Consider the following 12,350-nt stretch of genomic DNA (forward strand, 5'->3'; position numbering starts at 1 on the left):
TTACACCGCCACGCTGTTACTCGGAAAGACCGTCGCCCTCGAACTGATCCTTCACGTATTTGATTTCGGTGCGGCCGTGAGGCGCTGGCAGCCCGTCTTCACCGAGGTTGACGAAGACCATTTTCTCGACGGTCAGGATGCTCTTGCGCGTGATTTTGTTACGCACTTCACAGGTCAGGGTGATGGAGGTGCGGCCGAACTCGGTTGCGGTGATGCCCAGCTCGATGATGTCACCCTGGCGTGAGGCGCTGACGAAGTTGATTTCGGAGATGTACTTGGTCACCACGCGCTGGTTACCCAATTGCACGATCGCATAGATCGCCGCTTCTTCGTCGATCCAGCGCAGCAGGCTGCCGCCGAACAGGGTGCCGTTGGGGTTGAGGTCTTCGGGTTTTACCCATTTGCGGGTGTGGAAGTTCATGGTCACTCCAAAGCGTGTTGCCCAATGATGGCCAATATCATGGCAGAGCCCGGGCCCAAGCTCTATGAGCCATTGCCTATCACCCCCATGAGCGATCTTCATGTAGCCGACAGAAAGGCTTGGGAAGTGCCGCATACACAGCTATAATCGCCCCCGTTTCAAAACGGTCATCTTCCGTAGGTACCGTTCTCCCGCCACCTGTCCGAGGGGCGCTGCAGCAGGCTTGGCCTGTCAGGCTCGGATGGGGCGTTGTCTGGCCTGGCTCACCTGGCTTGATACTAAACGCACAACGGCGCCCATTCGCACACTACGAATGGAGGCTCTTCATGAGCGCTGTAATTACGCCTGCAGAATTCAACGACTACAAAGTCGCCGACATGTCTCTCGCCGCCTGGGGCCGTCGCGAAACCTTTATCGCCGAATCCGAAATGCCAGCCCTGATGGGCCTGCGTCGCAAGTACGCCGCTGAGCAGCCGCTCAAGGGTGCGAAGATTCTCGGCTGCATCCACATGACCATCCAGACTGCCGTGCTGATCGAAACCCTGGTTGCCCTGGGTGCCGAAGTGCGTTGGTCGTCCTGCAATATTTTCTCGACCCAAGACCAGGCCGCTGCCGCTATCGCCGCCGCCGGTATTCCGGTGTTCGCCTGGAAAGGCGAAACCGAGGCCGAGTACGAGTGGTGCCTGGAGCAAACCATCCTCAAGGATGGCGCGCCTTGGGATGCCAACATGATCCTCGACGACGGCGGCGACCTGACCGAGCTGCTGCACAAGAAATACCCGCAGATCCTCGACCGCGTCCACGGCGTGACCGAAGAAACCACCACCGGCGTACACCGCCTGCTGGACATGCTGGCCAAGGGCGAGCTGAAAATCCCGGCCATCAACGTCAACGACTCGGTGACCAAGAGCAAGAACGACAACAAATACGGTTGCCGTCACAGCCTCAACGACGCCATCAAGCGCGGCACCGACCACCTGCTGTCGGGCAAGCAAGCCCTGGTGATCGGCTACGGCGACGTGGGCAAGGGTTCGTCCCAGTCCCTGCGCCAGGAAGGCATGATCGTCAAGGTTTCCGAAGTTGACCCGATCTGCGCCATGCAAGCCTGCATGGACGGTTTCGAAGTGGTTTCGCCGTTCATCGACGGCATCAACGACGGCACCGAAGCGAGCATCGACAAGGCGCTGCTGGGCAAGATCGACCTGATCGTGACCACCACCGGTAACGTGAATGTCTGCGACGCGAACATGCTCAAGGCGCTGAAGAAACGCGCAGTGGTCTGCAACATCGGCCACTTCGATAACGAGATCGACACCGCTTTCATGCGCAAGAACTGGGCATGGGAAGAAGTGAAGCCACAGGTGCACAAGGTTCACCGTACCGGCTCGGGCGATTTCGACCCGCAGAACGACGACTACCTGATCCTGCTGGCCGAAGGCCGTCTGGTGAACCTGGGTAACGCGACCGGCCACCCAAGCCGCATCATGGACGGCTCGTTCGCCAACCAGGTACTGGCGCAGATCTTCCTGTTCCAACAGAAGTACGCCGACCTGCCGCCTGCCCAGAAAGCCGAGCGCCTGACCGTGGAAGTACTGCCGAAGAAACTCGACGAAGAAGTGGCCCTGGAAATGGTCCGCGGCTTCGGCGGCGTGGTGACCCAACTGACCAAGACCCAGGCCGACTACATCGGCGTGACCGTTGAAGGTCCGTTCAAGCCGCACGCTTACCGCTACTGATATGCCTGCTGCCCACTCTCCCTGTGGGGGAGCGGGCTTTAATGTGGGAGGGGGCAAGCCCTAATGCCAGTCAGTTAAGGCTTTTTGTAGGAGCGAGCTTGCTCGCGAAAAACTCACAGGCACCGCGTTCATTCAGAAAGCACGCGTTATCGTTGACGTTTTTCGCGAGCAAGCTCGCTCCTACAGACGGCGGTGTACGCTTAACTGACTGGCATTGGGGCAAGCCTCCTCCCACATTGACGGTGTACATCTCCCGGCTTTATGAGTTTCCAAGGGTATGACCATGTCCCAAGACCGTCGCTACAGCTTCGAGTTCTTCCCGACCAAGACCGATGCTGGGCATGAAAAACTGATGGCCACTGCCAAGCAGTTGGCCAGCTACCAGCCCGACTTCTTTTCCTGCACCTACGGCGCCGGCGGTTCGACCCGTGATCGCACGATCAACACCGTGCTGCAGCTCGAAAGTGAAGTCAAAGTTCCCGCCGCTCCGCACTTATCGTGCGTGGGCGATAGCAAAGCCGACCTGCGCGGCCTGCTGACCCAATACAAAGCCGCCGGCATCAAGCGCATCGTCGCCCTGCGTGGCGACCTGCCCTCCGGCATGGGCATGGCCAGCGGTGAGCTGCGCTACGCCAATGACCTGGTGAGCTTCATCCGCGAAGAAAGCGGCGATCACTTTCACATCGAAGTGGCCGCCTATCCGGAGATGCATCCCCAGGCGCGCAATTTCGAAGACGATCTCAAGAACTTCGTACGCAAGGCCAACGCCGGCGCCAATAGCGCGATCACCCAGTACTTCTTCAACGCCGACAGCTACTTCTACTTCGTCGAGCGTGTACGCGCCATGGGTGTGAACATTCCGATCGTGCCGGGCATCATGCCGATCACCAACTACAGCAAGCTGGCGCGCTTCTCCGACGCCTGCGGTGCCGAGATCCCACGCTGGGTGCGCAAGCAACTGGAAGCCTATGGCGACGACGTCAAAAGCATCCAGGCGTTCGGCGAGCAGGTCATCACCGAGATGTGTGAGCAATTGTTGCAAGGTGGTGCGCCAGGGTTGCACTTCTATACCCTGAACCAGGCTGAACCCAGCCTTGCCATCTGGAACAACCTCAAGCTGCCACGCTAAGGCTTGCCCGGTTGTGCCAAGGCCCTCGTTCACGAGGGCCTTTGTCGCTTCACATTTGTCGTTTTAAGTGCTCAGGAACCCCGCAGTCCATGAATACAGTGTCTTCCTCTTCCCGTCCGCAGCTGGTCTACCTCGTCTTCGGCGCCGAGACCTACCACCAGGAAGCGGTATTCAGCATCGCCAGCGCATTGGCTTTCCTGCAGGACACCCCTGATGCGGCCGTGGACATCCAGGTCTTCAGCGACAACCCCGAACCCTATCGCCTGCTGCCGGTGCGTGTACGCCCGCTGGACGAGGCCACCCGCAAGCGTTGGAGTGAACCCCACGGTTATCACTTTCGCACCAAGCACGTTGTGCTGCGCCAGGTGTTGCAAGAGTCGCCGGTAGCGCTGCTGATCGACACCGACACGTTTTTCCACCACTCCCCCCTGACGCTGTTCGAGCGTGTGCAGCCGGGCACCTTGCTGTGCAACGCCTTCTACACCAAGTACGGCGACAACCACGAAAGCATCCTCTACACCGCCCTGCGCCAGCGCCTTTTGGAGATGGGCGTGGCCGACGATGACATGATGACCCTCAACTCCGGCGTGATGGGCCTGACCCAGCAGGACGCGCACATCCTCGACCGTTCGATCGAGTTGATGGACGAACTGTTTCCCCATGCCCAGGGTGCCTACACACTGGAAGAGTTCTGCCTGTCCATCGCCGCCTACCGCACCGTCAACGTGCGCGAGTGCCCGGACCTGATCCACCATTACTGGAGCCGCAAGCAGCTGTTCCGGGCCAAGGTCAAGGCCTGGATCGCCAAGCACGCCGCCGCGCCCACCAGTGCACTGGCCCTGGCCGACACGCGCCAGGTGTCCGCCCACTTGCCGCGCCCGCCGCGTTTGCAGCGCACGCTGTACAAATTGATTACCCTGTTGCTGCCCAAGCACCAGCAGCAGTTCATCCGTGAAATCCTCTACGGTTGCTATGAACACGAAAACGAGTTCGACCAGGCCTGCGGCCCCGTTTGGTGGGACAAGGCCCGACAGAACCAGGAAGAGCGCCAGCAACGCCCGATTGACGCGCACCAGCTCGAACGCTGGTTCGCCAACCCGGTGGTGCGCCTGATCCTCGGCGAGCGGCGTGCCGCGATCCACGCTCACCTGATGGACGCGCCAGTCAACTGAGACCCGGCGCCAACGCGCGTGCCAGAGCTTCTCTTTATCTCGGTAGCGTCGTAACCTCAGGGAATGCCCGTCCTTTTCAAGTTGTTGATCGCTACGCTTTTCACTTGCCTGAGTCTGGCCGCTTATGGCGAGAAACTGCGCATTGTCACCGAACCATGGGCGCCCTACGTCTACGACGACAACGGCAGCATGCGTGGCCTGGACTACGAAACCACGGTGATCGTGTTCCAGCGCCTCGGCGTGGATGTGCAATGGCAGTTCCTGCCCTGGAAACGTTGCCTGGCGATGCTTGACCAAGGCCACGCCGACGGCGCGCTGGATATTTTCCACAGCCACGAGCGCGACGCCTTGCTGCTCTACCCCAGCGAACCCTTGTCGACGGTCGAATTCGTGCTGTTCTACGCCAATGAGCGTCCGCACCCCGCCGAAACCCTCGACGATCTGCGCGGCCTGAGCGTGGGGATCTCTCCCGGTTACCTGTATGGCGACGCCTTCGGCGCGTCCGCCACCTTTGCCCGTGAACCCGCCCCCAGCCACGAGGCCAATTTCGGCAAGCTGATGCTGGGGCGCATCGATATGGTGGTCACTGACCGTCGCGTGGGGCAGCACGTGATCAAGCAATTGGGCCTGGAAGACAAGGTCAGCCAGGCGCCGCTGGTGGTCAGCCGCCAGCAGCAGTTTCTTGCCGTACGCCGTGGCGCGGGCATGGATTTGCTGGTCCAGCGCTTTGCCGCTGAGCTCAGGCGCTTCAAGCAAGAGCCGGCCTACGCCGCCTTGAGCGCCAAATATGGCGGTATCCAGGCGCAAACGGCGCCCATCAGCGCCTCCGAATACACCGTTGAGCAGCAGGAAAGCAGCGCGCAGTGATTGCTCTGTTATACTCCGGCCTTTCCGCCAGGCTTACGCCCGGCCGCTGAGGTCTTGAAAAAGGCACCCAACCCCGCTACAGCGCAGCTTTGCAGCCCGCGCGAGCCGGTGGAGTGCCCGCCAGACGCAGCAGGACCGGACGGGATTACGCTCCCCTAAGCGCCATTCACGCCCGGCAAGATTATCCCTCTGGGCCAAGCCCTAACTAAAACAGGATTACTCATGTCCTTTGCTTCCCTCGGTCTCTCCGAGGCTTTAGTCCGCGCCATCGAGGCAGCGGGCTATACCGAGCCTACTCCGGTGCAACAGCGGGCCATTCCCGCCGTGTTGCAAGGTCGCGACCTGATGGTTGCGGCGCAGACAGGTACCGGTAAAACCGGTGGTTTCGCCCTCCCGATTCTGGAGCGGTTGTTCCCCAACGGTCACCCGGACAAATCCCAGCGTCACGGCCCGCGCCAACCGCGCGTACTGGTCCTGACCCCTACCCGCGAACTGGCCGCCCAGGTGCACGACAGCTTCAAGCTGTATGCCCGCGACCTGAAGTTCGTCAGCGCCTGCATTTTCGGCGGCGTCGGCATGAACCCCCAGGTTCAGGCCATGTCCCGTGGTGTTGACGTGCTGGTGGCCTGCCCGGGTCGCTTGCTCGACCTGTGTGGCCAAGGCAGCGTCGACTTGTCCCACGTGGAAATCCTCGTGCTAGACGAAGCCGACCGCATGCTCGACATGGGCTTTGTCCATGACGTGAAGAAGGTCCTCGCCCGCCTGCCGGCCAAACGTCAGAACCTGCTGTTCTCGGCAACGTTCTCCCAGGACATCACCGCCCTGGCCGGCAAGTTGCTGCACAACCCGGAACGCATCGAAGTCACGCCGCCCAACACCACGGTCGAGCGTATCGAGCAACGCGTGTTCCGCCTGGCCGCCAGCCACAAGCGTTCGCTGCTCGCGCACCTGATTACCCACGGTGCCTGGGAACAGGTGCTGGTGTTCACCCGTACCAAGCATGGCGCCAACCGCCTGGCCGAGTACCTGGACAAACACGGCCTCACCGCCGTCGCCATCCACGGTAACAAGAGCCAGAACGCGCGCACCAAAGCCCTGGCCGACTTCAAGGCCGGCAGTGTGCGCATCCTGGTCGCCACCGATATCGCCGCGCGCGGCCTGGATATCGACCAGTTGCCACATGTGGTCAACTTCGAGCTGCCGAACGTCGACGAAGACTACGTGCACCGTATCGGCCGTACCGGCCGTGCCGGTCGTTCGGGCGAGGCCATTTCCCTGGTCGCACCGGACGAAGAGAAGCTGCTGAAAAGCATCGAGCGCATGACCAAGCAGAAAATCGCCGACGGCGACCTGATGGGCTTCGACTCCAGTGCCGTGGAGGCCGAAAAGCCTGAAGCGCGCGAGCGTCCTGACGTGCGCAACCCACGCAACCCACGCGGTCCGAAGGGCGATGGCCCGAACGGCGGCGGTGGCGGTGGTGGCCGTCGCGACAAGGGCAAGGACAAGGGCAAGGAAAAAACTGCGACCAGCAGCCGTGGCGAACGCCCGGCCCGCGAGCAGAAGCCCCGTGAAGGCACCCCGGCCCGCGAACAGCGCCAGCCGAGCCAGCCGCCACGCGCCGCATCCGACCGTGCCCCGGACGAATTCCTCGACGACGATGTGGATAACTTCGGTAACCGCGTTGACTACGTGCCACAAGCCAAGCCGGCGCAAGGTCGTGGCCGTCGCCCAGGTGCCCCGGCACAAGGCGCAGGCGCAGCCGCTCCACGTGGTGGCCAGCCACAGGGCGCGCGCCAGAACGGCCCGCGCAACAGCAGCGGCGGCACCACCGGCACCCCGCCGGCCAAACGCAGCGGCCCGCGCAACGGCGCACCGCGTGATGGCCAGGCCCGTCGCGAAGACTCGCGCAGCAACAATCGCCGCCCAGCCCGTGACGACCAGCCGCTGTCCGAGCCAGCCGTGCAAAACCCGCGCGGTGGCCCGGCGCCGAAGATTATCCACAAGGAGTCGAAAGCGGATCGCTTCCCGACACCCGAGCAGTTGGATCAGCTGCCTGGCCGTCCTCGTGGTGAAAAGCCAGCGCTGCTGACCCGCAACCGCTGAGTTCCAAGGCGCCATAAAAAATGCCCCGCATCTTGGATGCGGGGCATTTTTTTTGACTCGACCAGATCAAATGTGGGAGGGGGCAAGCCTAATGCCGGTCAGTTAAGAAGTAGCAGGAGCGAGAACTAACTTGTGGCGAGGGAGCTTGCTCCCGCTGGGGCGCGAAGCGGCCCCAAACAATGGGACTGCTGCGCAGTCCAGCGGGAGCAAGCTCCCTCGCCACAGGTTCGGTGTCGCCTTAACTGACTGGCATTAGGGTAAGCCCCCTCCCACAAAGGCCCGCATTGTCAGGCGGATATTACTTCTGCTTCACACCTTCCAGCGAAATATCCAGGTCGACGGTCTGCGAAGTCGGGCCAGGGCCTTTCACGCCGAAGTCGTTCAGGTCGATCGTGGTCTTGGCGTTGAAGCCAGCACGCTCGCCGCCCCATGGATCCTTGCCTTCACCGTTGAAGGTGGCCTTGAAGGTCACAGGCTTGGTCACACCGTGGAACGTCAGGTCGCCGGTCACGTCAGCGGTTTTGTCGCCGGTGGATTTAACCGCGGTGGACACGAACTTGGCGTCGGCAAACTTGGCTACGTCGAGGAAGTCTTTGCTGGCGATGTGCTTGTCACGTTCAGCGTGGTTGGACCACAGGCTGGCGGTTTTCACGTCGACTGCGATTTTGCTGGCTTCCGGCTTGGCGGCATCCCAGCTGAAAGTGCCATCCCAGTCCTTGAAGGTACCGTGGATGTAGCTGTAGCCCAGGTGGCTGATTTTCCAGTCGATGAAGGCGTGCTGGCCTTCCTTGTCGATCTTGTAGTCAGCAGCCATCACCTGACCTGCGGACAGCAGGGCGGTACCGATAGCCAGAGCGGCGAGAGTCTTTTTCAACATGTTTTCTATTCCTTGTGAGTCGAGGTTGAACATCAGGCTTTGCGCCCCAGCATTCGCTTAAGGGTCACATCACGATCGATAAAGTGGTGTTTCAGCGCAGCCACGCCATGCAAGCCGGCGAAGACCACCAACACCCAGGCGAGATACAGATGCACCACGCCAGCGGTGTCTGCCTGGTCCGGTAGCCCGGAAACCACGGCAGGAATCTCAAACAGGCCAAACACCGGGATACCGACACCGTCTGCGGTGGAAATCAGGTAACCGGCAATCATCACGGCAAACAGCCCCACATACAGGAACGCGTGACCAAACGCGGCGCCGAGGCGGGTCAGCCGGCTGTAGCTGGCCAGCGGTGCGGGCGGCGGGCTGACCAGGCGCCAGACGATACGTACCAGCATGATGGCGAAGAGCGTGATGCCAATGCTCTTGTGCAGGTCCGGCGCGTCTTTGCGCCAGGCACTGTAGTAATCGAGACCGACCATCCACAGGCCCAGGGCGAACAATCCAAATACCACCAAGGCCACGCCCCAGTGCAAAACCATGCTGACCCAGCCATAGCGGGCCGATGAATTGCGTAACTGCATGAACTTAATCCCGTAAGAACTGTGCCCAAGACTAGCGCTTTACCTATCGAATTAAAGCGAAAAATTTCGCTTTGAAATATCGAGAAATACGATCTGAAGGCTATGCATCATAAATTAACAAGGGATTAAGACTATTCCCAAGAAACGTGACAGACCGTCCTGCATTTACCGCGAATTTCCCCACAATGGCTTGTGACCCACGCCACCATTGCATAGGCTTGCGCGATTGTTTCGCCCGCGCAGGTTGCGGGACCGCTTCGAGGAGATCACCGATGGGCTTGAACAACCAGTGGATGCAACGCGACCTCGCGGTGCTGTGGCATCCCTGCACCCAGATGAAAGACCACCAGCAACTGCCACTGGTCCCGATCAAGCGCGGTGAAGGCGTATGGCTGGAAGACTTCGAAGGCAAGCGCTACCTCGATGCCGTCAGCTCTTGGTGGGTCAACGTGTTCGGCCACGCCAACCCGCGCATCAACCAGCGCATCAAGGATCAGGTCGACCAGTTGGAACACGTAATCCTCGCCGGCTTCAGCCATCAGCCGGTGATCGAGCTGTCCGAGCGCCTGGTGGCGATGACCCCCGAAGGCCTGACGCGCTGCTTCTACGCCGATAACGGCTCATCGTGTATCGAAGTCGCGTTGAAGATGAGCTTTCATTATTGGCTCAACCGTGGCCTGCCGAACAAAAAGCGCTTCGTCACCCTGACCAACAGCTACCACGGTGAAACCATCGCGGCGATGTCGGTGGGCGACGTGCCGCTGTTTACCGAAACCTACAAGGCATTGTTGCTCGACACCCTCAAAGTGCCGAGCCCTGACTGCTACCTGCGCCCCGAGGGCGTGAGCTGGGAAGAACATTCGCGCACGATGTTCCAGGCCATGGAACAGACCCTGGCCGAGCACCACGACAGCGTCGCCGCCGTGATCGTCGAACCGCTGATCCAGGGCGCCGGTGGCATGCGCATGTATCACCCGGTGTACCTCAAGCTGCTGCGCGAAGCCTGTGACCGTTATGGCGTGCACCTGATCCACGACGAAATCGCCGTGGGCTTTGGCCGCACCGGCAGCATGTTCGCCTGTGAACAGGCCGGCATCCGCCCGGACTTCCTGTGCCTGTCCAAGGCCCTGACCGGCGGCTACCTGCCGCTGGCCGCCGTGGTCACCACCGACGACGTGTACGACGCCTTCTACGACGACTACCCGACCCTGCGCGCCTTCCTGCACTCCCACAGCTACACCGGCAACCCGCTGGCCTGCGCGGCGGCCCTGGCCACCCTGGATATTTTCGAAGAAGACAACGTCATCGAAAACAACAAGGCCTTGGCCCAGCGCATGGCCACGGCCACGGCGCATCTGGTCGACCATCCGCATGTGTCTGAAGTGCGCCAGACCGGCATGGTCCTGGCCATCGAGATGGTGCAGGACAAAGCTACCAAGACCGCCTACCCCTGGCAGGAACGCCGTGGCCTGAAGGTGTTCGAGCACGCCTTGGAACGCGGCGCGTTGTTGCGACCGTTGGGCAGCGTGGTGTACTTCCTGCCGCCGTATGTGATTACCCCGGAGCAGATCGATTTCCTTGCCGAGGTTGCGAGTGAAGGCATCGATATCGCCACCAACAGCAAGGTCAGCGTTGCCGTGCCGAAGGATTTTCATCCAGGCTTTCGCGACCCAGGTTAACCATGATCGTTCCCACGCTCCGCGTGGGAATGCAGCCCTGGACGCTCCGCGTCCGCTCTGCACACCCTTTTCCAGAGAACACATATGAGACTGTCCCGCTTTTTCACCGACACCCCGCTGAGCCTCGGCGATCACGCGTTGCCCGAAGCCCAGGCGCATTACATCAGCCGCGTGCTGCGTATGAGCGAGGGCGACGCCGTGCAACTGTTCGACGGCTCCGGCCAGGAGTTTCTCGGCAGCTTGCTGGAAGTCGGTAAAAAACGCGTCAGCGTGCAGCTCACGGAAAGCTTCAAAGGCCAGGCCGAATCGCCGCTGCATATCCACCTCGGCCAAGGTCTGTCCAGGGGCGAGCGCATGGACTGGGCGATCCAGAAAGCCACCGAACTGGGCGTCAACGCCATCACCCCGATTTTCAGCGAGCGCTGCGAAGTGCGCCTCAAGGACGAACGCGCCGACAAGCGCCTGCTGCACTGGCGCCAGGTGGCGATCAGCGCGTGCGAGCAATGCGGGCGCTCGACGGTGCCAGTGATTCACCCGCCGCTGTTACTGGCGGACTGGCTCAAGCAAGCCGAGGCAGACCTGAAGCTGGTACTGCACCCGGTGGCCGAGCCGATGGTCAGCCACGCCAAGCCTGCGAGCCTGGCCTTCCTGATCGGGCCTGAAGGCGGACTGACCGACAACGAAGTCGACACCGCCCAAGCCGCCGGCTTCCACGCCGCCCGCCTCGGCCCTCGGGTGTTGCGCACCGAGACTGCACCGGTGGTCGCCTTGGCCGTCGCCCAACAACTCTGGGGCGACTTCTAACCCCCTTGGCAAACCCAATCAAAACTGTGGGAGGGGGCTTGCTCCCTCCCACATTTGGATTGGGTGACCACTGCTTACTCCACTGGGTCGCTGACTGGCTTGGCGATAATCTGCTTCAACTCCGTGGTCATCGGAAACTCCAGATTCAAACCCTTCGGCGGAATCGGCTGTTCGAACCAGCGCTGGTAAATCCCGTTGATCTCCCCTGAGCGGTACAGGTCACCGAGCGTCTCGTTGACCACCGCAAGAAACTGCGGATCATCCTTGCGCACCATGCAGCTGTAGATTTCCCGTGACTGCTCCTCGCCGACCACCACCCAGTTGTGCGGGTCCCGGGCCTTGGCGCGTTCGCCGTAGAGCAGCGCGTCATCCATGTAGAACGCTACCGCACGGCCGGTCTCGAGCATCTTGAACGCCTCACCATGGTCCTTGGCGCTGATGACAAACATATTGGCCTTGCGTTCGGCGTTGTAGCTTTTGAGGAATCGTTCGTTGGTGGTACCGGCGGTGGTGACCACGTTCTTGCCGTCAAGGTCGGCAAAGCCCTTGATGCCGCTGTCCTTCGCCGTCAGTAATTGCCCCTTCACGTAAATAAACCCGTAGGAAAATGCTACCTGCTTCTGCCGGTCAGCCGTCACCCCGGTAGAGCCGCATTCCAGGTCGACGGTGCCGTTCTGCACCAGCGGAATCCGGGTCTGTGAGGTCACCAGGGTGTACTTGACGTTGAGGTTGGCCACCCCGGTTTTCTGCTGGATACGCTCGACGATCTTGCTTGCCAGGTCCACTGAATAGCCCATGGGTTTGCCAGTGTTATCACCCACGTAGGAAAACGGCACCGACGCATCGCGGTATCCCAGGGTGATGGACTTGGTGTTGGCGATCTTGCCCAGGGTGCCCTCCAGCGGCGCTTGGGCCCCATGGGCCTGTGCGCCGAACAAAAGTCCCAGGGTGCAGCCGGTCAACAGGATTCTTTTCATT

The 12,350-nt window shown here is 61.1% G+C and carries 11 protein-coding genes and 1 riboswitch; of the genes, 7 read left to right on the forward strand and 4 right to left on the reverse strand.

What is annotated here, in order from left to right; all coding sequences use genetic code 11:
* Window positions 1-16: 16 nt before the first annotated feature.
* Complete coding sequence (locus C4J93_RS25025; RefSeq protein WP_124364767.1) at window positions 17-421, reverse strand: acyl-CoA thioesterase; 405 nt, start codon at window positions 419-421, stop codon at window positions 17-19.
* A gap of 198 nt (window positions 422-619) precedes the next feature.
* Window positions 620-726: riboswitch (S-adenosyl-L-homocysteine riboswitch) on the forward strand.
* Window positions 727-747: 21 nt separating this feature from the next.
* Here C4J93_RS25025 and ahcY point away from each other — a divergent pair.
* From ahcY to C4J93_RS25050, 5 genes are all read left to right on the forward strand, one after another.
* On the forward strand, window positions 748-2,157 hold the full coding sequence (gene ahcY / locus C4J93_RS25030; protein WP_124430686.1) for an adenosylhomocysteinase: 1,410 nt from the start codon (window positions 748-750) through the stop codon (window positions 2,155-2,157).
* A gap of 283 nt (window positions 2,158-2,440) precedes the next feature.
* On the forward strand, window positions 2,441-3,286 hold the full coding sequence (gene metF / locus C4J93_RS25035) for a methylenetetrahydrofolate reductase [NAD(P)H] (RefSeq protein WP_124368658.1): 846 nt from the start codon (window positions 2,441-2,443) through the stop codon (window positions 3,284-3,286).
* 89 nt (window positions 3,287-3,375) lie between these two features.
* On the forward strand, window positions 3,376-4,458 hold the full coding sequence (locus tag C4J93_RS25040) for a hypothetical protein (protein WP_124430687.1): 1,083 nt from the start codon (window positions 3,376-3,378) through the stop codon (window positions 4,456-4,458).
* A 63-nt stretch (window positions 4,459-4,521) separates the two neighbouring features.
* Window positions 4,522-5,325 carry an ABC transporter substrate-binding protein gene (locus C4J93_RS25045; protein ID WP_124430688.1) on the forward strand — a complete coding sequence of 268 codons (804 nt, stop codon included), beginning with the start codon at window positions 4,522-4,524 and terminating at the stop codon, window positions 5,323-5,325.
* Between the two features lie 222 nt (window positions 5,326-5,547).
* Window positions 5,548-7,428: a DEAD/DEAH box helicase gene (locus C4J93_RS25050; RefSeq protein WP_124372137.1), complete on the forward strand. Its 1,881-nt coding sequence runs from the start codon at window positions 5,548-5,550 to the stop codon at window positions 7,426-7,428.
* 298 nt (window positions 7,429-7,726) lie between these two features.
* Here C4J93_RS25050 and C4J93_RS25055 read toward each other — a convergent pair whose 3' ends face one another.
* Together C4J93_RS25055 and C4J93_RS25060 are read right to left on the reverse strand one after the other, a co-directional pair.
* The gene (locus tag C4J93_RS25055) at window positions 7,727-8,305 is read right to left on the reverse strand and encodes a YceI family protein (protein WP_124405521.1); all 579 of its coding nucleotides are present in this window, start codon (window positions 8,303-8,305) and stop codon (window positions 7,727-7,729) included.
* 32 nt (window positions 8,306-8,337) lie between these two features.
* A complete protein-coding gene (locus C4J93_RS25060) occupies window positions 8,338-8,889 on the reverse strand; it encodes a cytochrome b (RefSeq protein WP_124368663.1) in 552 nt (183 codons plus the stop codon).
* 272 nt (window positions 8,890-9,161) lie between these two features.
* Here C4J93_RS25060 and C4J93_RS25065 point away from each other — a divergent pair, with 272 nt between their 5' ends.
* Both C4J93_RS25065 and C4J93_RS25070 read left to right on the forward strand, forming a co-directional pair.
* Window positions 9,162-10,568 (forward strand): adenosylmethionine--8-amino-7-oxononanoate transaminase, encoded by a 1,407-nt coding sequence (locus C4J93_RS25065; RefSeq protein ID WP_124364775.1) that lies wholly within the window; start codon window positions 9,162-9,164, stop codon window positions 10,566-10,568.
* An 84-nt stretch (window positions 10,569-10,652) separates the two neighbouring features.
* Window positions 10,653-11,372 (forward strand): 16S rRNA (uracil(1498)-N(3))-methyltransferase, encoded by a 720-nt coding sequence (locus tag C4J93_RS25070; protein ID WP_124430689.1) that lies wholly within the window; start codon window positions 10,653-10,655, stop codon window positions 11,370-11,372.
* A 74-nt stretch (window positions 11,373-11,446) separates the two neighbouring features.
* Here the strand turns inward: C4J93_RS25070 and C4J93_RS25075 are convergent, their stop codons facing one another.
* Window positions 11,447-12,349, reverse strand: a complete 903-nt coding sequence (locus tag C4J93_RS25075) for a transporter substrate-binding domain-containing protein (protein ID WP_124372141.1) — start codon at window positions 12,347-12,349, stop codon at window positions 11,447-11,449.
* Window position 12,350 lies beyond the last annotated feature (1 nt).

The organism is Pseudomonas sp. R2-37-08W, from assembly GCF_003851705.1.
Classification (GTDB): Bacteria; Pseudomonadota; Gammaproteobacteria; order Pseudomonadales; family Pseudomonadaceae; genus Aquipseudomonas.

Bases quoted from the DNA above. Each gene is read 5' to 3' on its own strand.
- metF (WP_124368658.1), top strand. From the start codon at position 2,441: ATGTCCCAAGACCGTCGCTACAGCTTCGAGTTCTTCCCGACCAAGACC.
- C4J93_RS25045 (WP_124430688.1), top strand. From the start codon at position 4,522: ATGCCCGTCCTTTTCAAGTTGTTGATCGCTACGCTTTTCACTTGCCTG.
- C4J93_RS25050 (WP_124372137.1), top strand. From the start codon at position 5,548: ATGTCCTTTGCTTCCCTCGGTCTCTCCGAGGCTTTAGTCCGCGCCATC.
- C4J93_RS25060 (WP_124368663.1), bottom strand. From the start codon at position 8,889: ATGCAGTTACGCAATTCATCGGCCCGCTATGGCTGGGTCAGCATGGTT.
- C4J93_RS25075 (WP_124372141.1), bottom strand. From the start codon at position 12,349: ATGAAAAGAATCCTGTTGACCGGCTGCACCCTGGGACTTTTGTTCGGC.
- C4J93_RS25040 (WP_124430687.1), top strand. From the start codon at position 3,376: ATGAATACAGTGTCTTCCTCTTCCCGTCCGCAGCTGGTCTACCTCGTC.
- C4J93_RS25065 (WP_124364775.1), top strand. From the start codon at position 9,162: ATGGGCTTGAACAACCAGTGGATGCAACGCGACCTCGCGGTGCTGTGG.
- ahcY (WP_124430686.1), top strand. From the start codon at position 748: ATGAGCGCTGTAATTACGCCTGCAGAATTCAACGACTACAAAGTCGCC.
- C4J93_RS25055 (WP_124405521.1), bottom strand. From the start codon at position 8,305: ATGTTGAAAAAGACTCTCGCCGCTCTGGCTATCGGTACCGCCCTGCTG.
- C4J93_RS25025 (WP_124364767.1), bottom strand. From the start codon at position 421: ATGAACTTCCACACCCGCAAATGGGTAAAACCCGAAGACCTCAACCCC.
- C4J93_RS25070 (WP_124430689.1), top strand. From the start codon at position 10,653: ATGAGACTGTCCCGCTTTTTCACCGACACCCCGCTGAGCCTCGGCGAT.